Consider the following 19,840-nt stretch of genomic DNA (forward strand, 5'->3'; position numbering starts at 1 on the left):
GTACCGGAAAGGTCACCGAGCGTAGCTTCGCGGGCTGCTGTTCCTAAGGGCGCGGACGGAGTCACGCTTGCCACTATCTCCCCGTCGTGAACACTTGGCAAGAGCCACTCTGAAAAGTGCAGAGTGCAGTGTGCCGTTCGGAACGGGCATGGCACACTGCTGCCAACAGCTCGTCGCGCGGCGCCCCATGCGGGTGGACCGCGGGGAATCGGCCGGTGACCTGATGGTTCCCGGCCTTCTTCCGCGGCTGGAACTCGACACAGGGACTACTGGGAGGGCAGGGGCGTGAGCGAACCGCGGTCCGCGCCGACGGTCGGCCAGGTCGTCCTCGGCCGGCGTCTCCAGGACCTGCGGGAGAGCGCGGGGCTCAAGCGCGAGGATGCCGCGCGTGTACTGCGCGTGACCGCCGCGACGATCCGGCGCATGGAGACCGCCGAGGTCGCCCTCAAGATCCCCTACCTCCAGCTGCTCCTGAAGTCCTACGACGTCGCCCGTGACGAGGCCGACGCGTTCGTGCAGCTCGCCGAGGAGGCGAACAAGCCGGGCTGGTGGCAGCGGTTCCACGACATCCTGCCCGGCTGGTTCTCGATGTACGTCAGCCTGGAGGGCGCCGCCTCCCTCATCAGGTCGTACGAGCCGCACTTCGTGCCCGGACTGCTCCAGACCGCGGACTACGCGCGGGGCGTGCTCCGCTCCGGGGCCGTCGGCCGGGCGCTCGTCGAGGACCCGGAGGTCGTCGACCGCCACGTCGACCTGCGGATGCGGCGCCAGGCCCTGCTCACCCGCGAGGACGCGCCCCGCGTGTGGGTGGTCATGGACGAGACCGCGCTGCGCCGCCCGGTCGGGGGCGCGGACGTGATGCGCGCCCAGATCGACCGGCTGCTCGACGTGATGGAGCTGCCCAACGTCACGCTTCAGGTCGCGGAGTTCGCGTCCGGCCCGCACCCGGGCACGTACGGACCCTTCGTCCTGTTCCGCTTCGCCGTGCCCGAACTCCCGGACATGGTCTACAGCGAGTACCTGACCGGCGCCGTCTACCTCGACGCGCGCCCCGAGGTGGCCACCCACCTGGAGGTCATGGACCGCATGGCGGCGCACGCCGCGACGGCACAACGCACAAAGGAGATCCTGAGCGATCTCCGCAAGGAGCTCTGAATGGACCGGATCAAGGACCGGATACGAGGCGTGGACGGCGAGCCGGTCTACAACGGCATGCCCGCGCGCGAACTCGGCACCGAGGGCTGGCACAAGCCCTGGAGCGGGGGGAACGGGGGCAACTGCGTGGAGGCCATGAAGCTGGCCGACGGCCGCGTCGCCGTGCGCCAGTCCTCCGACCCGGACGGGCCCGCGCTCATCTACACCCCGGGTGAGATCACCGCGTTCATCGAGGGCGCCAAGGCCGGGGACGCGGACTTCCTGCTGTCCTGACCCGCTCCGGCAGTGGCCGGCGGGGCCTCACGCGGTCATCGGCCGGTCGTGCGCCCCTATCGGGGCCGGCAGCACCGTTGCCCCGGTGAGCCACCGGTCGACGGCCGCGGCGACCGCCCGGCCCTCCGCGATCGCCCACACCACCAGCGACTGCCCGCGCCCGGCGTCCCCCGCGACGAACACGCCCGGCACCGGCGTCGCGAACCCCGCGTCCCGGGACAGCCCGCCCCGCGCGTCCGCGCCGAGCCCCAACTGGTCCACGAGACCCCCGGGCCGCCGCTCCGGCCCCTGGAACCCGAGCGCGAGCAGCACCAGATCGGCGGGCAGCACCTGCTCCGTACCCGGTCGTGGCCGCCGGCCCGCGTCCACCTCCACGAGGTGCAGCTCCCGCACCCGGCCCCGCTCGTCCCCCGTGAACCGCAGCGTCGACGCCGCGAACAGCCGCGCGTCCGCGTGCGCGAGCGGCGACGACCCCAGCGCCTCGGCCTCCTCGTGCGCCGGCGACAGGCGATACAGCTTCGGATACGTCGGCCAGGGCTCCGCCTCCTCGTCGCGCTCGTCGCCCGGCCTGCCGTAGATGTCGAGCTGGGTCACGGACGCGGCCCGCTCGCGCAGCGCCGTCCCCAGACAGTCCGCGCCCGTGTCGCCGCCGCCGACGATCACGACGTGCCGGCCCTCGGCGCACAGCGGGGAGACCGGCAGATCGCCCCCGCCCACCCGGTTCGCCGACGGCAGGTACTCCATCGCCTGATGGATCCCGGCCAAGTCGCGCCCCGGCACGTCCAGTTCGCGCCATTGCGTGGCACCCGTGGCGATCACGACCGCGTCGTGCCGGGCCCGCAGCTCGGCCGCCCCGACATCCCGGCCGACCTCCGTCGACGTACGGAACCGCACGCCCTCGTCCGCCAGCTGCCGCAGCCTGCGATCCAGCCGGTCCTTGCCCATCTTGAACGACGGGATGCCGTACCGGAGCAGCCCGCCCGGCCGGTCGTCCCGCTCGTACACCGCGACGGTGTGGCCCGCGCGGACCAGCTGTTGGGCCGCGGCGAGCCCCGCGGGCCCCGAGCCGACCACGGCGACGCTGCGGCCCGACAGGCGATCCGGCGGGCGCACGGACACGAAGCCCTCCTCCCACGCGCGGTCGGCGATCGCCAGCTCCACGTTCTTGATGGTCACGGCCGGCTGGTTGATCGCGAGCACACAACCCGCCTCGCACGGGGCCGGGCAGAGCGTGCCGGTGAACTCGGGGAAGTTGTTCGTGGCGTGCAGCCGCTCGCTCGCCGCCCGCCAGTCGTCCCGCGCGACCAGGTCGTTCCACTCCGGGATCAGGTTCCCGAGCGGGCACGCGTCGTGGCAGAAGGGGACACCGCAGTCCATGCACCGGTCGGCCTGCCCGCCGACGATCGGCAGCAGGCCGCCCGGCACGTACACCTCGTCCCAGTCCCGGACGCGCTCCTCGACGGGGCGGCGCGGCGCCTCCCGCCGGGGCGTCCTGAGAAAGCCCTTGGGGTCGGCCATGGCCGTCTCCCTACGCCGCGGCTCTTTTCGCCACGATACGTCCGCCCAGGCCCGGGGACATCTCAGGTCAGCGCGAGCAGGAAGGAGGCGGACGCGGCGAGCGAGGCGCCGCCGCGCAGGTGGTTCCAGCCCACCCACTCGCTCAGATACGTCCGCCAGTACGCGGCGCTCGCCTCCGCCTCCTCGTCACCGGCCAGCTTCGCCAGCGCCTCGTTGCGCGGGACGTTCGCCAGCACCGTCACACCGAACGAACCGACCAGATACAGCGCGCAGCCCAGCAGCAGCTCAAAGGTGCCCTGCTTGGGCCAGAGCACGAACGTCACGACGGCGATCACGGCGCACAGCGCCGCGGCGCCGAGGAAGACGACCATGAACGCCGGGTTCACGGCCGCCCCGTTGATCGCGTTCATCGCGGCGATCCCGCGGTCCGGCGGCAGGGCGCCCAGGCCGCGCATCACGAACGTCGAGAACGCGACGAAGACGCCTGCGGCGAGCCCGCACCACAGGGCCCCGAACACGACGAGCACGAAGTACGGTCCTTCGATCATGCCAACCCCCTCGGCCGGCCGGCCCCCGGCCCCGTACGGCCCCGCCGCCACCGACCCCGAGATCATGCCGCAGTCCGGCGGAGGGCGGCAGGGGATTAAGGGGAGGGGAGGGGGTTCGGGGTTCGGGGATTCAGGGCTCCGGGTTCGGGGTTCGGGGTCCGGACTCAGGACGCCTCGGGCTCGGCCCCGGCCGGCTCGCGCTCCGCGTCCGGCACCCGCCACGCCGCCAGCACCGCCTCCACCGGCGCCGCCACCCGCGCCCGCGCCTCCCGCCACGGCACCCCGGACATCAGCAACGCGTCGTACGGCGTCTCCACATGCCGGACGCCCGCCCGGACCGCCGCCCGCACCGCGCCCTCCGACAGCGCCCGGCCCGCCGCCGTCCGCCCGACCCGGCCGCTGCCCCGCGCCCCCGCGTGCCCGGCGATCGCCTCGGCCCGCTCCACCGGGCACCCCGGGAACAGCCGCCGGATCTCCGCCGCGAACGCCGCCACGAACACCTCGTCCCGCACCGCCCGCCGCGCCGCGTCCCGCTCCCGCCGCCGCGCCCGCGCCTCCGCGTCCGCCAGACAACGCGCCTCCGCCCGCGCGAGCCCCGCCGGCTCGACCAGCACCCCCTGCCGCTCGTACCGGCCACGCCGCCGATGGAAGCGCACCACCACCGCCGACAGTCCGCTCTCCTCCCGCGCCCGCCGCGTCAGGGCCGTGTCGCCGCGCGGCAGGAACACCAGATGCGCCAGATCCGCACAGTCCAGACAGCGTGGCCGTCCCTCGTCCAGGACCAGCAGCCGCAGCGGCCCGCTCCGGCACACCGCGCACCTTTGGCGCCGGACGGGCATGAACACGAGGGGGCCGCGCACCGCGAGGGGCGACGGCGGGACGACGCTGCTCATACCCGTTCCATGCCCGGCCGGGCACCGTCCGGCACCCCTTCGGCACCGCGCGTGGTCACCCGGACGGGCCCCGGCATCATGGACCCGTGCGACTCCAAGCGATCACCTGGGAACGGCTCGGCGACACCCTCGCCGAGCGCCTGCTCGACCTGGCCCCGGCCGACGGCTCTCCCTGGCCGCGGATCGCCTTCGACGGCGCCCCGGCCGCCCGCCCCGGCGACCTCGCCGGCCGCGTCGCCGAGGCCCTGCGGGTCCGCGGTCGCACCTCCCTGGTCGTGCCCGCCGACGGCTTCCTGCGCCCCGCCTCGCTCCGCCTCGAGTACGGCCACCAGGACACCGAGGCCTACTACAGCGGCTGGCTCGACACCGGCGCCCTGTGGCGCGAGGTCTTCGGCCCCCTGGAGGCGGACGGCACCGGCCGCGTCCTGCCCGACCTGTGGGACCCGGCCACCGACCGCGCCACCCGCAGCGACTACGTCGAACTCCCGCCCGGCAGCCCCCTGTTGCTGCACGGCCCCTTCCTCCTCAACCACTGGTTCCCCTTCGACCTCACCGTGCACATCAGCCTCTCCGCGGGCGCGCTGCGCCGCCGCACCCCCGAGTCCGAGCAGTGGACCCTTCCCGCCTTCACCCGCTACGACGACGAGACCGGCCCGGGCACGGCGGCCGACCTCGTCATCCGCGCCGACGACCCCCGCCACCCCGCCTGGAACGGCTGACCCGAGCGGCGCTGAGTGCGAAGGTGCAGGTCACAGCCATGACATGCGCCCCGTAGCGACCGGGACGAGAATGAGGGACGGCGCCGGGAACCCCCTTCGACCCGGCATCGGGAGGTACCACCATGACCACCGCCGCGGACATCATGCACTCCGGCGCACGCTGGATCCCCGCCCACGAAACCCTGGACCGCGCCGCCCAGTTGATGCGTGAACTGAACGTCGGCGCCCTGCCCATCAGCGACGAGAACGAGCGGCTGTGCGGCATCCTCACCGACCGCGACATCGTGGTCGGCTGTGTCGCCATGGGGCACGACCCCGCCAAGGTCACCGCGGGTGAGATGGCCAAGGGCACCCCGCGCTGGATCGACGCCGGCGCCGACATCGGCGAGGTCCTCCACGAGATGCAGGACCACCAGATCCGCCGCCTGCCCGTGATCAAGGACAAGAAGCTCGTCGGCATGATCAGCGAGGCCGACCTGGCCATGCACCTGAACGACGACCAGATCGCCGCCTGGGTCGAGAGCGTCTACGCCAAGTCCTGACCCGCGCCGACCCGCCGCGGATTCCGCGCCGTCGTCATCTCGGTGGCCGTGCTTCCTTCCCCGGCGCGGCCACCGAGAACGCGCCGTCCCCGGTCACCCCGTAGAACACGTCACCGACCCGCAGCGGGCCGGTCCCGCTGGGCGACCGCTGGTCGATCGTGCCGCCGTTCTTCCGGGGCTTCCCGTGCTCTCCCGTGGGCTCCACGGGAGGCCGGGTGCGCCAGCGCTCCTTGCCGGTGCGGGTGTCGATCGCCACCACACTGTTGCTCGGCGTCGTCGCGTACAGCGTGTCGCCGCTCACCGTCGGCTCGCTGAACAGCCGCAGCTCGCGCGAGGTCGTCCACAGCGCCTTGCCGCGCTTCAGGTCCAGCGCCAGCACGATCTCGTTCGCGTAGTCGAAGAGGTACATCGTGTCGCCCACGACCAGCGGCGGCGCCTCCGGCTCGACGGCCCAGGGGAAGTCCACGGAGCGGACCCGGCCGGATATGAGGTCCTGGACGAAGATGCGGGACGAGACGCCCGTGTCGTCCTCCCAGCGCGCGTAGTACGCCCGGTTCCCCCGCACGGTCGCCAGCCACAGATCGCCGTTCGGGGCCTGCGCCCGGTCCAGCGTCCGGCCCGTACGGGCGTCGAGCCGCTCCACCGCGCGCACGCCCGCCTTCGCCCGGCGCAGATCGGCCACGAGCGTCCCGTCGGCCCCCGCGTACAGCGGGCTCGGCGAGTCCGTGGTGAGCGCGCGCCGCCACAACTCCTTGCCGCTGCGCGGATCGAACGCCGCGTAGGTGGCCGTGGAGGACGGCCCCAGCTCGCCCAGATGCACGACCAGTACGCCGCTCATCAGCGCGAACTCGGCGTGCGGGCCCTTCTTCCGCCACATCCGGTGCCCCGTGTCGGCGTCGTAGGCGTCCACGCCCTGCGTGCCGTCGCCGCTGAACGCGAAGACGAGCCCCTCGCCCGCCGCCACCACCGGACGCGTCAGCGTGCCGCCCGACCGGTCCGCGTCGCCCATCGGGACCTTCCAGTCGACCTTGCCGGACGCCGGGTCCAGCCTGATCAGCGTCGTGGTGAACGACGAGCAGTAGACGCCGAGCCGCGAGGGGGTGCACTGGTACGAGTCCGGCAGCAACTCGCGCGGGTCCGGCTCCTCCGGCCCGTCCTTGCCGTCCTTCGGTGCCTTCGTGAGCGACGTCGTCCAGGGCCGCCAGCCCGCCACGGTCACGGGTGCGCCCTGCCGCGCCGCCGAACCGCCGCCGGACGCGCCGCCCCGCACCGCGACGGAGATCCCGGCGGCCGCCACCAGGGCCACGGCGAGCGCGCTCGCCGCCACGGCGATCCGCCGGCGCCTCGACCTCGACCGGACAGGGGCCGGGCCGTCCGGCACTCCGCTCACCGCGGCGACCGGGGTGTCGTCGCCGCCGGAGGAAGCGGCTGCGCTGTCACGGCCGGCGCGCGGCGTGACGGGGGTGAGGTCGGTGCCGCCGCCCTCGCCGACGCGCAACGACGCACCCGGCGCTGTCGCGTCAGTGCCACTGAGCGCCAGTGTCGGACCGCCCGGCGTCCCCGCCCGCGCGGTCCCTTCCGCACCGGCCGTCCGCTCCGGCAGCGCGGCCAGCGCCTCCCGCAACGCGTCCGGAGTCGGTCGATCCTGCGGCGCCTTCGCGAGGCAGGACAGCACCAGAGGGCGCAACTCGACGGGCAGCGCGCCCAGTTCGGGTTCGTGATGCACCGTCTGGTACGCCGCCAGATACGCGTTCTCCGCCTCGAACGGGCTGCGACCGGTCGCCGCGTACACCAGCAGCGCCCCGAACGAGAACACGTCGACCGGCGGACCCACGTCCCGCGGAGTGCTGAACTGCTCGGGCGCCATGAAGGGCGGCGAACCCAGCACCATGCCCGTCTGTGTGCGCACATCGCTCTGCGCGGCCCGCGAGATGCCGAAGTCGATGACCCGCACCGCACCCGCGTCCCCGTCCGGATCCGGCCCGCCCGCGTCGCCCTTGCCCGAACCGAGCAGCAGCACATTGCTCGGCTTCAGGTCACGGTGCACGACCTCCGCCCGGTGCAACTCCCGCAGGGCCTCCGCCAGTTCCACCCCGAGCCGGCGCAACTGCGTCCAGTCCAGCGTGCCCTGCTCGGCGACCCGCTGCGCGAGCGTGTCCCCGGCGACGTACACGGTCGCCATCCAGGGGCGCGCCGCATCCGGGTCCGCGTCCACGACCGGCGCCGTGAACGCCCCGCTCACCCGGCGGGCGGCCCTGACCTCCTGACGGAACCGCGCCCGGAACTCCGGGTCGTCCGCGTACTGCGCGTGCACCACCTTGACGGCGACGGTCCGGCCCGACGGCGTGCGGGCGCGATACACGACCCCCATGCCGCCGGTGCCGATCCGCGACTCGATCCGGTAGCCGCCGATCGACTCGGGATCGTCCTCCCGCAACGGCATCGCTCACCCCCCTGGGCGCTGACATGGACGGTACAGACTAGTGCGGCCCGGCCGGCGTGACCTCACAGCCAGCCGTTGCGCTTGAACCCCCGGTACACGACGAGACAGAGTCCGGCTATCACCGACAGCATCAGCGGGTAGCCGTAGCGCCAGTGCAGCTCCGGCATGTGGTCGAAGTTCATCCCGTAGATGCCGCAGCCCATCGTCGGCACGGCCACGATCGCCGCCCATGCCGTGATCTTGCGCATGTCCTCGTTCTGCGCGACCGTCACCTGCGCGAGATGGGCCTGCAGGATCGAGTTGAGCAGTTCGTCGAACGCCGCTATCTGCTCGGCCGCCCGCAGCAGATGGTCGGAGACGTCACGGAAGTACGCCTGTATCTCCGGCGGCACCGCCGGCAGCGGCCGCCCGGCCAGCTCGAGCACCGGCCGGGACAGCGGGACCACGGCCCGCTTCAGCTCCAGCAGTTCGCGCTTGAGCTGGTAGATCCGGCCCGGGTCGACCTTCGCGCCGTTCTGCGCGAAGACCGCCGCCTCGACCTCGTCTATGTCGGCCTGGAACTCGTCGAGCACCGTCAGATAGTCGTCGACCACACTGTCCGCGATCGCGTGCAGCACCGCCGCCGGCCCCTTGGCGAGCTGCTCCGGATCCGCCTCCAGGCCCTCGCGCACCGGCCCGAGCGAGCCGTGCCGGCCGTGCCGCACCGTGATCACGAAGTCGCCGCCGACGAACACCATGATCTCGCCGGTGTCGACGACCTCGCTCGTCGCGGTGACCTGGGTGTGCTCCACGTAGCAGACCGTCTTGAGCACGGCGAACAGCGTCTGCCCGTACCGCTCCACCTTCGGCCGCTGATGCGCGTGCACCGCGTCCTCGACCGCCAGCGGGTGCAGGTCGAACAGCTCGGCGACCTCGGCGATCTCCGACTCCGTCGGCTCGTGCAGGCCGAGCCAGACGAAGCCCTCCTCGCTCTTGCGCACCCGCCGCACGGCCTCGCGGAGGTCGTGGTCACCCTCCTTGCGCCGTCCGTCGATGTACGTCACGCAGTTGACCACCGCGGACCCGAGCGGCGAGCGTGCCGGGTGACTCAGGTCCACCCGGGGCTGCCGGCGCGCCAGCCGTGCCACTCTGCGCAGCCCGCCCACCTTGCGCAGGCTGCCGACCTTCCGCAGATTGCCCGCCATCGACATGCTCGGCTCCTCGCGCCGGATTCTCACGTACTCGTGTCTGACCGGGTCGTCCTCGCGACGAGGACGACCTGGCGGGCCAGTCTGCCAGCGAACGCCGACCGCGCGTCAGGGCCTGGGGGAACGGAGGATTCCGTTCCGAAATGTCCGGTGTGGCCGGGGCCTGCTGAGATGATCGGGTCATGATGCGATCCGGCGGCCACGCGTACCTCCTGGACAACCAGCAGCCCGAGGCGGGGCAGCGTTTCGACGCCCTGTCGACGCTGTTCGACCCCACGACGTTCCGGCACATCGAGCGGCTCGGCATCGGCTCCGGCTGGCGCTGCTGGGAGGTCGGTGCCGGCGGCACCTCCGTCGTCTCCTGGCTGGCCCGCAAGGTCGGGCCGACCGGACGCGTCCTGGCCACCGACATCGATACCTCCTGGCAGCAGAGCACGCCCCGTCCGCCCGTCGAGGTGCGCCGCCACGACATCGGCGCCGACGAGCCGCCCGCCGAGTCCTTCGACCTGGTGCACGCGCGGCTCGTCCTCGTCCATGTCCCCGACCGGGAGCGGGCGTTGCAGTCGATGATCCGCGGCCTGCGGCCCGGCGGCCGGCTGCTCGTGGAGGACGCGGACCCGGCGCTCCAGCCTCTGCTCTGCCCCGACGAGCGCGGCCCCGAGGAGCAGCTCGCCAACCGCCTGCGCCACGGATTCCGCTCCCTGCTCGCCAGGCGCGGTGCGGATCTCTCGTACGGGCGCAAGCTTCCGGGGCTGCTGCGGGCGGCGGGCCTGCGTCAGGTCGAGGCCGACGCGTACTTCCCTCTCGCCTCGCCCGCCTGCACGGCGCTGGAGGCGGCCACGGTCGAGCAGGTCCGCGGGTCCCTTGTCCAGGCCGGCCTCGCCACGAACGAGGAGATCGACCGCCACCTCGCCAACATCACCCACGGCACGATGGACCTGGCGACCTCCCCGCTGATCTCGGCCTGGGGCAAGAAGCCCTGACCCTGATGTCACCGGGCTCGTCAGTCGGGGAGGGGTGCGTCTGCGGGTGCGCACGCTGCCTGCGGGCGCGGCGAAGCCGCATGCCGTCAGGGGCGCGGGGAACTGCGTGAGAAGCCCCACCGGCCGTTGGCCGCCGACGAACCGAACAGGCAACCCGGTGGGCGCCCCAGGCCTCCGGTGCCTATGACCCGCCCGGCGGCCGACCCCCGATCACCCCGACCGCCTCCGCCCCGGCCCGACACCCGTCCCTCAACGCGGCCCCCCAGGAAGCCCCCCGCACCCGAGCCCCCACGACCGCCCCCACGAACGCGTCCCCCGCCCCCGTCGCATCCCGCACCGCCACCCCCGGCACCGCCTCCACCCACGCGCGCACCACCCCATCCCGCGCCACACAGGCCCCGCGCGCCCCCGCCTTCACGACGACCACGGGGAACCGCCCGCTCAACCCCGCCGCAGCCTCGTCCACTCCACCGTCACCGGCAGTGGCAGCGGTACCGCCCGCGAGCAGCACCGCCTCGTCCCGGCTGGGCAGCAGCACGTCCACCCCCTCCGCGAGCCCCAGAAACCGCTCGGCGCCCCACTCCCGCAGAAACCCCGCCGACGCCGGATCCACACTCACCGGCACGCCCCGCCCGCGCGCGTGCGTCCCGCACCGCGACCGCCACCAGTTCCCGGCCGGTCGCCGAGAAGAACAGATACCCGGACAGGTGCAGCCAGCCGACCCCGTCGAGCAGCCCGGCCGACCAGTCCTCGGGCCCGATCCGCAGACACGCCCCACTGTCCGTCAGGAACGTCCGCTCACCCCCGTCCGCCGCGTCCACGAGACAGACCACGGACCCGGTCGGCGCGTCGGGGTCCACCACGAGGCGCGGCCGCACCCCGGCCCGTACGAGCGCCTCCTCGTGCCAGCGCGCGGACTCCGCCCCGACCCGCCCCAGCAGCGTGACGACCGGGCACCCCCGATACGCCGCCCAGCACGCGACGTTCGCCCCCGCACCGCCCGGCACCGTACGGATGGCGGCCGGTGTGTCCGTCCCGGTGGCGAGCGGCCCGCGATGACGCGCCACGACGTCCGTGACGACATCACCGACCACCAGCAGCCCGCGCCCCGTCACGCCCCCGCCCAGGCGACCGCGATCCGCCCGGCGAGCCGCACGTTCCCGCGGACGGCCGCCAGGTTCGCCTCCAAGGACGCGCCGTCCGTGTGCCGCACCAGATAGTCGAGCAGGAACGGGGTCACCGCCTGCCCGCTCACCTCACGCTCCGCGCACTCCCGCAGCCCGTTCTCCAGCACGCGCGCGTGCAGCAACGGATCCAACTGCTCCGCCTCCGGCACCGGGTTGGCGACGATCAGCGCCGCGTCCGTACCGGGCAGCTCGTCCTGGGCCCGCATCACCGCCGCCACCTCGTCCGGCGAGCGCAGCGTCCAGTCCACCGGCTCACCCGAGTCGGCCAGGTAGAACCCCGGGAAGCGGTCCGTCCCGTACCCCGCCACGGACACCCCGAGCGTCTCCAGACGCTGCAGCGTCGCCGGGACGTCCAGGACGGACTTCACGCCCGCGCACACCACCGTGATCCGTGTCCGCGCCAGCAGCCCGAGGTCCGCCGACTCGTCCTGCGTCTCCGTCCAGCCCCGGTGCACCCCGCCGAGCCCGCCCGTGGCGAACACCCGTACCCCCACGAGCGCCGCCAGCAGAGCCGTGGCCGACACCGTGGTCGCCCCGCTCGCCCCCGTGGCGACGGCGAGCGGAAGGTCCCGCCGGCTGAGCTTGCGGATGCCGTCCTCGCTCGCGACCCGCTCCAACTGCCCCTTGTCCAGGCCGATGTACGGCTTCCCGTCGAGCACGGCGATGGTCGCGGGCACCGCGCCCGCGTCCCGCACGAGCTGCTCCAGCTCGCCCGCCACCCGCAGATTGCGCGGCCTCGGCAGCCCGTGCGCGATGATCGTCGACTCCAGTGCCACCACCGGACGCCCCTGCGCGAGCGCGTCCCGAACCTCGTCCGCCACGACCACCATGCCGTCATCCCTCCGCCGGTCGGACCCGGATGTGCCGTCCCTCAGATCCCTGGCGGACGAGCCTCCTCCTCAAACACCACCCGGAAGACGGCGACACGCGCGCCCCGGCTTCCGGGCGCGACGCCGCCACGGCTCGACGGCCCGTCCAGTCGGCGGCCGTACGACGCTACGAGGCGTCCAGTGAGCGAAGGGGCGCAGGTCAACTAGGGTCCGGCCATGACCACGAACGCTCAGCCCACCACCGGCCCCGTCCCCTCCTTCGCCGTCCACGTCCCCGACGTGACCCTGGAGCCGGAGCCGCTCGACCCCGCCCAGATCGTCTCGGGCACCCCCGAAGTCACCGGCGCGGTGCTGTGGGAGTCCGCCGACGGCAAGCAGCTGCGGGGCATCTGGCAGATCACGCCCGGCGTGGTCACCGACACCGAGGCCGACGAGCTGTTCGTCGTCGTCAGCGGACGCGCCACCGTCGAGATCGAGGGCGGCGACACCCTGGAGCTCGGTCCCGGCACCGCCGCCGTGCTGCGCGAGGGCGACCGGACGACGTGGACCGTGCACGAGACGCTGCGCAAGGCCTACCAGATCAGCCTGAGCTGAGGCCTGAGCTGAACCGTCTCGTGAACAGGGCGAGCGCACCGAGCGGCAGCAGCAGACAGGCCGCCGCCAGGTTCAGCCACGCGTAGCTCGCCGTCGCCACCACCAGACCGGCCGTCGCGCCGCCGACGCCCGCCGCCAGACTCGTCGTCAGGTCCGACAAGCCCTGCGCGGCGGCGCGCGCGGCCTGCGGCACCGAGTCGGTGAGCAGCGCGGAACCGGCGACCAGCCCCGCCGACCAGCCGAGCCCCAGCACGAACAGCCCGGCCGCGCTGCGCACATGGCTGCCGCCCGCCGTCCCCGCGAGCAGGGCGGCCAGCGCCAGCAGCCCGACAGCGAGCCCGATCACCGTCAGCCGCCCGAACCGGTCCGCGAGCCGCCCCATCACCGGCGAGAACGCGTACATGCCGGCGATGTGACCGCTGATGACGAGTCCGATCAGCTCGATGCCGGCGCCGTGGTGCTCCAGGTCCACCGGTGTCATCGACATGACCGACACCATCGCCGTGTGCGCCACCGCGACCGTCACGAGCGCGAGCCGGGCCATGGGAGACGCCGACACGGCCGCGAACCCCGCGCGCAGCGAGCGCGCCTCCGCCGACTGCTCCGCCGCCGGGGCCAGCGCCCGGGCGGTCAGCAGGGGGTCGGGTCTCAGCAGCAGATGCACGAGGACGGCGGAGATCAGGAAGACCCCGGCCGCCCACACGAACGGCCCGGACTCCTCGGGGATGCCGAGCCCGGTCACGCTGCGGCCCGCGGGCGCCGCGATGTTCGGCCCGAGGACCGCGCCGATCGTCGTCGCCCACACCACCGTCGAGATGGCGCGCGCCCGCCGGTCCGGCTCCGCCAGATCGGCCGCCGCGTAGCGTGCCTGCAGATTGGCCGAGGAGGCGGCGCCGAACCCGGCGAGGCCCACGAGCAGCAGCGGAAAGTTCCCCACCGCGGCGGCGACCACGGTCAGCAGCGCGCCCGCCGCACCGACCAGATAGGCGAGGACGAGCCCGGCCCGCCGCCCGCGCGCGTTCATCAACGCGGCCAGCGGCATCGACAGCACCGCCGTCCCCACCACGCTGGCCGTGGACGCGAGGCCGGACAGCGCCTCGTCGCCGCTCACCTTCTTGGCGAGCACCGCGGCCAGCGCGATCCCGGTGGCGGTGCCGAGCCCGCCGAGTATCTGCGAGGCGACCAGCACGCGCTGCGTCCGTCTCTGAACGGCCTCCCCGACCCCGCCGCCCGGCCCCACCGACTCCCCGGCCGGCTCGGCGCGCACCTCGTCCGCGCCCGGCGTCTCACCCGATCCCAGCGCACCCGCGCCCATCGACCCCACCCCCTGCACACCCCGTACCGATCACCGCGTCCCGCCCCGGGACCTTCTCAGAACAGCGGCTCGGGCAACACCCCTTCGAGCGCCAGCAGCTTCCGCTTCGTCTCCAGGCCGCCCCCGAACCCGCCGAGACCCCCGTCGCTCTCCACGACCCGGTGGCACGGCACCACGACGGGCAGCGGATTCGACCCCATCGCCGCGCCCACCGCCTGCGCCGCCCCCGGCTGACCGACCCGGCGCGCCAGATCCCCGTAACCGACGACCGCCCCGTACGGCACCCCGCTCGCCAGCTCGCGCAGCACCTCCCGGTTGAACCCCGCGCTGAGCGACCAGTCGAGCGGCAGGTCGAAGGCGTGCCGGCGCCCGGCGAAGTAGCCCGCCAGCTGGGCTCTCGCCTCGGCGAGCAGCGGCGCGTCGGGCGCCTCGACCGGCTCGGTCCCGAAGCGGGAGGCGAGCCGGGCGAGCGCCTGGTCGCGCACGGTGTCCGTGGCGTGGAAGCCCACGGTCACGAGCCCCGTGTCCGTCGCCGCCAGCAGCAGCGGACCGATGTCGCTGCCCACGACGGTCCACACGACCCGTGCGCTCTCGTTCTGCCCGTCCTGCCCGGTACGGCCGATGGAGTCCATGCCGACCACGGTACGGCCGGGCACTGACAACGCCCGGCCGGAGCCGCTCGTCCGGCGGCCGGAGCCGGCCGCCGGCGGTCAGTACGACATGGCGTCCACGGCGTCGCGGACCACGTCCGGGTTGTTCGTGATGATCCCGTCGACCCCGAACCCGATGGCCTTCACCGCGTTCGCCGTGTCGTTCACGGTCCAGGTGAAGACCTCGAGCGGCTTGTCGTGCGGGCCCTTGAGGGCGTGCACCGCGTCGACGTAGCCGGCGGAGATCGTCGTGTGCGAGGGGTTGATCTGGTCGGCGAACTTCGCGTACGCGGGCAGGTCGGCCACGGCGGGCGTGCCGAGGAAGCCGGTCTTGAGGTCGGGGCGGCGCTGGTGCACGGTCTTCAAGCTGTCCGCGCTGAAGCTCTGGACGACGAGGCGGTGCTTGACCCGGCTGTGCCGCAGCCAGCCGTCCCGGCCGAGCTGACGCAGGATCTGGTCCTCGATGCCGGGATAGAGCTCGGGCGACTTGATCTCCAGGAGCAGCCGCTGGTGGTTGTGGTCGACACGCTCCAGGTACTGATGGAGCGTCGGGATCCGCGCGCCGGCGAACTGGGCGCCCTTCCAGCTGCCCGCGTCCAGCTTGGCGATCTCGGCGGCCGTGAAGTCGCGTACGTTCCACGGAGCCCGGTCGGGGTACACCTGCTCGACGTTCGTGGTGCGGGCCAGGGTGTTGTCGTGGATGACGACCAGCGCGCCGTCCTTGGTGCGCTGCACGTCGTTCTCGACCCAGGAGATCCCCAGTTCGTCCGCCTTGTCGACGGCCTCCAGGGTGTTCTCCGGGGCGTAGGCGGAGGCGCCGCGGTGCGCGATCACCACCTGTCTGTCGGTTCCGTCGGCGGCCTGCGCCGTGCCGGGAAGGACCAGGACGGCGACGACGACGGATCCCGTCACCGAGGTGAGTGCGGCTGCTGCGCGTGCGTACACGTCTGCTCCTCATGGGTCGTGACAACACGGACTCGCATGAGACTGACACCGCGGGGCCAACGCCAAACAGGCGAAGAACGGTCAGGAGTTGAACGGCGTTATCCAACTGCGACCCACCCCGTGACGTACGCGCCAGGTCTTTGCCGGAAAATCGTTCGAACGTTCCGGTGAGGGTTCTACTCTCAGCCTCAACCACGGTCACCCCGGCGGCCGTTGGCAGAAGGGGGAACGTGCAGGACATGTAGGGGCAAAAGGGTGGAAGGGCTGCGTCGTATGCAGGGCACGGTCGACGGCTTCAGTTATGGACTCGTCACTCCGGTGGTGGCGTATCTCATGGCCTGCCTGGGAGGCGCGCTCGGTCTGCGCTGCACCACGAGATCCCTCCATGTGGCGCACACCTGGAGGGCCGGCTGGCTCGGTCTCGGGTCCGCGGCCATCGGCTCCGGCATCTGGACGATGCACTTCATCGCGATGATGGGCTTCACCGTGCGCGGGGTGCCGATCCACTACGACAAGCCGACGACCTTCGCGAGCCTCGGCGTCGCCGTCGTCATGGTGGGCGTGGGCGTCTTCATCGTCGGCTACAAGGGCGCGACCGGCCCCGCCCTCTTCACCGGAGGGACGATCACCGGCCTGGGGGTCGCCTCGATGCACTACCTGGGCATGGCCGGAATGCGACTCCACGGGACGCTTCAGTACAACACGTACACCGTCGCGGCCTCCGTGGTGATCGCCATGGTGGCCTCCACCGCGGCCCTGTGGGCGGCCGTCCAGGTGCGCGGCATCCTGTGGAGCCTCGGCGCGAGCCTCGTCATGGGGCTCGCCGTCTCCGGCATGCACTACATGGGAATGGCGGGCGTCAGCGTCCAGCTGCACGACGCCGCGACCGGCAGCCCCGCCGGGGACTCGGCCGCCGGCATCCTCGCCCCCATGCTGATCGGCCCCCTGTGCTTCCTCCTGCTGGCCGGGGTGGTCGTCCTGTTCGACCCGATGATGGTCATGGGCCGCCCCGACTGGCGCGACGCCCGGGACGCCGCCCGCGAGGTGGGCGCCCCCGCCGCCCGGATCCCGCGCCCCCGCCGCGCCCCCGACAAGCAGCCTTCCCGGAGCCCGCAGCGCTGGTGAGAGCGGCGCCGGGCGCCGGGTTCGACGCCGGTTCGCACCCGGTTGTCAGTGGTGGGTCGTACGGTGGATCCCATGCGGCCCGTATCCAAGATCGAACGCACGGTGGCGCCCTTCGAGGTCGTCAGCCCCTACCAGCCCAGCGGTGACCAGCCCGCGGCCATCGCCGAGCTGGACCAGCGCATCCGCGCAGGTGAGAAGGACGTGGTCCTCCTCGGCGCGACCGGCACCGGCAAGTCCGCCACCACGGCGTGGATGATCGAGAAGCTGCAGCGCCCCACCCTGGTGATGGCGCCGAACAAGACGCTGGCAGCCCAGCTGGCCAACGAGTTCCGCGAGCTCCTGCCGAACAACGCGGTCGAGTACTTCGTCTCGTACTACGACTACTACCAGCCCGAGGCCTACGTCCCGCAGTCGGACACCTACATCGAGAAGGACTCCTCGATCAACGAGGAGGTGGAGCGCCTGCGCCACTCCGCGACGAACTCGCTGCTGACCCGCCGCGACGTAGTCGTGGTCGCCTCCGTCTCCTGCATCTACGGCCTCGGCACCCCGCAGGAGTACGTGGACCGCATGGTCCAGCTGAAGGTCGGCGACGAGATCGACCGCGACGAGCTGCTGCGCCGCTTCGTCGACATCCAGTACACGCGCAACGACGTGGCGTTCAGCCGCGGCACGTTCCGCGTCCGCGGCGACACCATCGAGATCTTCCCGGTCTACGAGGAGCTCGCCGTCCGCATCGAGATGTTCGGCGACGAGATCGAGTCCCTCTCCACCCTCCACCCCCTGACCGGCGAGGTCATCAGCGACGACGAGTCGCTCTACGTCTTCCCGGCCACGCACTACGTGGCCGGCCCCGAGCGCCTGGAGCGCGCGGCGAACGACATCGAGAAGGAGCTCGCGGAGCGCCTCACCGAGCTCGAGAAGCAGGGCAAGATGCTCGAGGCCCAGCGGCTGCGCATGCGCACCACGTACGACCTCGAGATGCTCCGCCAGATCGGCTCCTGCTCCGGCGTGGAGAACTACTCGATGCACTTCGACGGCCGCGAGCCCGGCTCCCCGCCGAACACGCTGCTGGACTACTTCCCGGACGACTTCCTGCTCGTCATCGACGAGTCGCACGTCACCGTCCCGCAGATCGGCGCCATGTACGAGGGGGACGCCTCCCGCAAGCGCACCCTCGTCGACCACGGCTTCCGGCTGCCGTCCGCGCTCGACAACCGCCCGCTGAAGTGGGAGGAGTTCCAGGAGCGCGTCGGCCAGACCGTCTATCTGTCGGCGACACCGGGCCAGTACGAGCTCGCCCGTTCCGACGGCTACGTCGAGCAGATCATCCGCCCCACCGGACTCGTCGACCCGGAGGTCGTGGTCAAGCCCACCGAGGGGCAGATCGACGACCTGGTGCACGAGATCCGCACGCGCACCGAGAAGGACGAGCGCGTCCTGGTCACCACGCTCACCAAGAAGATGGCCGAGGACCTCACCGACTACTTCCTGGAGCTCGGCATCCAGGTGCGCTACCTGCACAGCGACGTCGACACCCTGCGCCGCGTCGAGCTGCTGCGCGAGCTGCGCGCCGGCGAGTACGACGTCCTGGTCGGCATCAACCTGCTGCGCGAGGGCCTCGACCTGCCCGAGGTCTCCCTGGTGGCGATCCTCGACGCCGACAAGGAGGGCTTCCTGCGCTCCGGCACCTCGCTGATCCAGACGATCGGCCGCGCGGCGCGCAATGTCTCGGGCCAGGTCCACATGTACGCGGACAAGATCACCCCGGCGATGGAGAAGGCCATCGACGAGACCAATCGCCGCCGCGAGAAGCAGGTCGCGTACAACGAGGCGCACGGCATCGACCCGCAGCCGCTCCGCAAGAAGATCAACGACATCGTCGCGTCCATCGCGCGCGAGGACGTCGACACCGAGGAGCTGCTGGGCAGCGGCTACCGCAAGGGCGGCAAGGACGGGCAGGGTCTCAAGACCCCGGTGCCCGCGCTCGGCAAGGAGACGGCCAAGAAGAAGCGCGGCAAGTCCGAGCCGGCGAAGCCCACCGACCGCCCCGCCGCCGAACTCTCCGAGCAGATCGAGGAACTGACGGAGCGGATGCGGGCCGCCGCCGCGGACCTCCAGTTCGAGATCGCGGCACGCCTGCGCGACGAGGTGTCGGAGATGAAGAAGGAGCTGCGGCAGATGAGGGAGGCGGGCATCGCCTGACCGGCGCCCGGGCGGGGCACCTGCTGTGTTGCAAGAACGACACAAACCCTGCCCGAGGAGGCGGCGCTGCCGGTGCCGCCCTCTAGGGTTTGGACCAACCGCGAGCGCAGGCCGCGGCAACAGGGGACGGTTCGAGAGGGGACAGCGCGTGGGCATCGACTTGACCAAGGGTCAGGCCATCAGCCTGGAGAAGCAGGACGGAGGCACCCTCACCGCGGTGCGCATGGGGCTCGGCTGGCAGGCGGCCCCGCGTCGCGGACTGTTCGGCTCGCGCACCCGCGAGATCGACCTGGACGCCTCGGCGGTCCTCTTCGCCGACAAGCAGCCCGTCGACGTGGTCTTCTTCCGCCACCTCGTCAGCGACGACGGCTCGGTCCGCCACACCGGGGACAACCTGGTCGGCGGCGTCGGCCAGGGCGGGGACGACGAGGCGATCCTCGTCGACCTGCAGCGCGTCCCGGTCCACATCGACCAGATCGTCTTCACGGTCAACTCGTTCACGGGCCAGACCTTCCAGGAGGTGCAGAACGCGTTCTGCCGCCTGGTCGACGAGTCGAACGGCCAGGAGCTGGCGCGCTACACGCTGGACGGCGGCGGCCAGTACACGGCGCAGATCATGGCCAAGGTCCACCGTGCCGGAGCGGGCTGGAAGATGACGGCCCTGGGCAACGCGGCCAACGGCCGTACGTTCCAGGACCTGATGCCCGCGATCCTGCCCGCCCTGTAGC

At 72.6% G+C, this 19,840-nt stretch carries 18 protein-coding genes and 1 pseudogene; 9 read left to right on the forward strand and 10 right to left on the reverse strand.

What is annotated here, in order from left to right; genetic code table 11:
* Positions 1 to 285 precede the first annotated feature (285 nt).
* A complete protein-coding gene (locus tag ACZ4E1_RS02665; RefSeq protein ID WP_467535097.1) occupies positions 286 to 1,155 on the forward strand; it encodes a helix-turn-helix domain-containing protein in 870 nt (289 codons plus the stop codon).
* Positions 1,156 to 1,428 carry a DUF397 domain-containing protein gene (locus ACZ4E1_RS02670; RefSeq protein ID WP_399126640.1) on the forward strand — a complete coding sequence of 91 codons (273 nt, stop codon included), beginning with the start codon at positions 1,156 to 1,158 and terminating at the stop codon, positions 1,426 to 1,428.
* Positions 1,429 to 1,455: 27 nt separating this feature from the next.
* Here ACZ4E1_RS02670 and ACZ4E1_RS02675 read toward each other — a convergent pair whose 3' ends face one another.
* The 3 genes from ACZ4E1_RS02675 to ACZ4E1_RS02685 all read right to left on the reverse strand — a co-directional run bounded on the left by ACZ4E1_RS02675 (position 1,456) and on the right by ACZ4E1_RS02685 (position 4,387).
* The gene (locus tag ACZ4E1_RS02675) at positions 1,456 to 2,946 is read right to left on the reverse strand and encodes a glutamate synthase subunit beta (RefSeq protein ID WP_467535099.1); all 1,491 of its coding nucleotides are present in this window, start codon (positions 2,944 to 2,946) and stop codon (positions 1,456 to 1,458) included.
* Positions 2,947 to 3,008: 62 nt separating this feature from the next.
* Positions 3,009 to 3,494, reverse strand: a complete 486-nt coding sequence (locus ACZ4E1_RS02680) for an anthrone oxygenase family protein (RefSeq protein WP_467535101.1) — start codon at positions 3,492 to 3,494, stop codon at positions 3,009 to 3,011.
* 164 nt (positions 3,495 to 3,658) lie between these two features.
* Positions 3,659 to 4,387: a DUF2293 domain-containing protein gene (locus ACZ4E1_RS02685; RefSeq protein WP_467535102.1), complete on the reverse strand. Its 729-nt coding sequence runs from the start codon at positions 4,385 to 4,387 to the stop codon at positions 3,659 to 3,661.
* A gap of 86 nt (positions 4,388 to 4,473) precedes the next feature.
* Between ACZ4E1_RS02685 and ACZ4E1_RS02690 the strand changes: the two genes are divergently transcribed.
* Positions 4,474 to 5,106 (forward strand): nucleoside/nucleotide kinase family protein, encoded by a 633-nt coding sequence (locus ACZ4E1_RS02690; protein WP_467535104.1) that lies wholly within the window; start codon positions 4,474 to 4,476, stop codon positions 5,104 to 5,106.
* A gap of 122 nt (positions 5,107 to 5,228) precedes the next feature.
* On the forward strand, positions 5,229 to 5,648 hold the full coding sequence (locus ACZ4E1_RS02695; protein WP_384621539.1) for a CBS domain-containing protein: 420 nt from the start codon (positions 5,229 to 5,231) through the stop codon (positions 5,646 to 5,648).
* A gap of 34 nt (positions 5,649 to 5,682) precedes the next feature.
* On the opposite strand, the gene ACZ4E1_RS02700 is transcribed toward ACZ4E1_RS02695, so the two are convergent.
* Together ACZ4E1_RS02700 and ACZ4E1_RS02705 are read right to left on the reverse strand one after the other, a co-directional pair.
* Positions 5,683 to 8,091 (reverse strand): protein kinase domain-containing protein, encoded by a 2,409-nt coding sequence (locus tag ACZ4E1_RS02700; protein ID WP_467535106.1) that lies wholly within the window; start codon positions 8,089 to 8,091, stop codon positions 5,683 to 5,685.
* A 62-nt stretch (positions 8,092 to 8,153) separates the two neighbouring features.
* A complete protein-coding gene (locus ACZ4E1_RS02705; RefSeq protein ID WP_467535108.1) occupies positions 8,154 to 9,281 on the reverse strand; it encodes a magnesium and cobalt transport protein CorA in 1,128 nt (375 codons plus the stop codon).
* A gap of 179 nt (positions 9,282 to 9,460) precedes the next feature.
* Between ACZ4E1_RS02705 and ACZ4E1_RS02710 the strand changes: the two genes are divergently transcribed.
* Positions 9,461 to 10,261, forward strand: coding sequence for a methyltransferase domain-containing protein (locus ACZ4E1_RS02710; protein ID WP_467535110.1), 801 nt, complete (start codon positions 9,461 to 9,463; stop codon positions 10,259 to 10,261).
* A gap of 181 nt (positions 10,262 to 10,442) precedes the next feature.
* On the opposite strand, the pseudogene ACZ4E1_RS02715 reads toward ACZ4E1_RS02710, so the two are convergent.
* Positions 10,443 to 11,388: pseudogene (locus ACZ4E1_RS02715) on the reverse strand (carbohydrate kinase family protein).
* On the reverse strand, positions 11,373 to 12,278 hold the full coding sequence (locus ACZ4E1_RS02720) for a pseudouridine-5'-phosphate glycosidase (RefSeq protein ID WP_467535112.1): 906 nt from the start codon (positions 12,276 to 12,278) through the stop codon (positions 11,373 to 11,375). Before ACZ4E1_RS02720 ends, ACZ4E1_RS02715 begins: the two are co-directional and overlap by 16 nt.
* A gap of 216 nt (positions 12,279 to 12,494) precedes the next feature.
* Here ACZ4E1_RS02720 and ACZ4E1_RS02725 point away from each other — a divergent pair, with 216 nt between their 5' ends.
* The gene (locus ACZ4E1_RS02725) at positions 12,495 to 12,872 is read left to right on the forward strand and encodes a cupin domain-containing protein (protein ID WP_467535114.1); all 378 of its coding nucleotides are present in this window, start codon (positions 12,495 to 12,497) and stop codon (positions 12,870 to 12,872) included.
* On the opposite strand, the gene ACZ4E1_RS02730 is transcribed toward ACZ4E1_RS02725, so the two are convergent.
* The 3 genes from ACZ4E1_RS02730 to ACZ4E1_RS02740 all read right to left on the reverse strand — a co-directional run bounded on the left by ACZ4E1_RS02730 (position 12,859) and on the right by ACZ4E1_RS02740 (position 15,782).
* On the reverse strand, positions 12,859 to 14,187 hold the full coding sequence (locus ACZ4E1_RS02730; protein WP_467535116.1) for an MFS transporter: 1,329 nt from the start codon (positions 14,185 to 14,187) through the stop codon (positions 12,859 to 12,861). The two genes, ACZ4E1_RS02725 and ACZ4E1_RS02730, sit on opposite strands and share 14 nt — an antisense overlap.
* Positions 14,188 to 14,243: 56 nt before the next feature.
* The gene (locus ACZ4E1_RS02735; protein ID WP_467535118.1) at positions 14,244 to 14,819 is read right to left on the reverse strand and encodes a methylated-DNA--[protein]-cysteine S-methyltransferase; all 576 of its coding nucleotides are present in this window, start codon (positions 14,817 to 14,819) and stop codon (positions 14,244 to 14,246) included.
* A gap of 78 nt (positions 14,820 to 14,897) precedes the next feature.
* Positions 14,898 to 15,782, reverse strand: coding sequence for a glycerophosphodiester phosphodiesterase (locus ACZ4E1_RS02740; RefSeq protein ID WP_467535120.1), 885 nt, complete (start codon positions 15,780 to 15,782; stop codon positions 14,898 to 14,900).
* Between the two features lie 273 nt (positions 15,783 to 16,055).
* Here ACZ4E1_RS02740 and ACZ4E1_RS02745 point away from each other — a divergent pair, with 273 nt between their 5' ends.
* The 3 genes from ACZ4E1_RS02745 to ACZ4E1_RS02755 all read left to right on the forward strand — a co-directional run bounded on the left by ACZ4E1_RS02745 (position 16,056) and on the right by ACZ4E1_RS02755 (position 19,839).
* The gene (locus ACZ4E1_RS02745; protein WP_467535422.1) at positions 16,056 to 16,907 is read left to right on the forward strand and encodes an MHYT domain-containing protein; all 852 of its coding nucleotides are present in this window, start codon (positions 16,056 to 16,058) and stop codon (positions 16,905 to 16,907) included.
* Positions 16,908 to 16,979: 72 nt separating this feature from the next.
* Complete coding sequence (gene uvrB / locus ACZ4E1_RS02750; RefSeq protein ID WP_467535122.1) at positions 16,980 to 19,112, forward strand: excinuclease ABC subunit UvrB; 2,133 nt, start codon at positions 16,980 to 16,982, stop codon at positions 19,110 to 19,112.
* Positions 19,113 to 19,260: 148 nt separating this feature from the next.
* On the forward strand, positions 19,261 to 19,839 hold the full coding sequence (locus tag ACZ4E1_RS02755) for a TerD family protein (protein WP_188339566.1): 579 nt from the start codon (positions 19,261 to 19,263) through the stop codon (positions 19,837 to 19,839).
* The last annotated feature ends 1 nt before the right edge of the window (position 19,840 follow it).

The organism is Streptomyces sp. NPDC025806, from assembly GCF_055558275.1.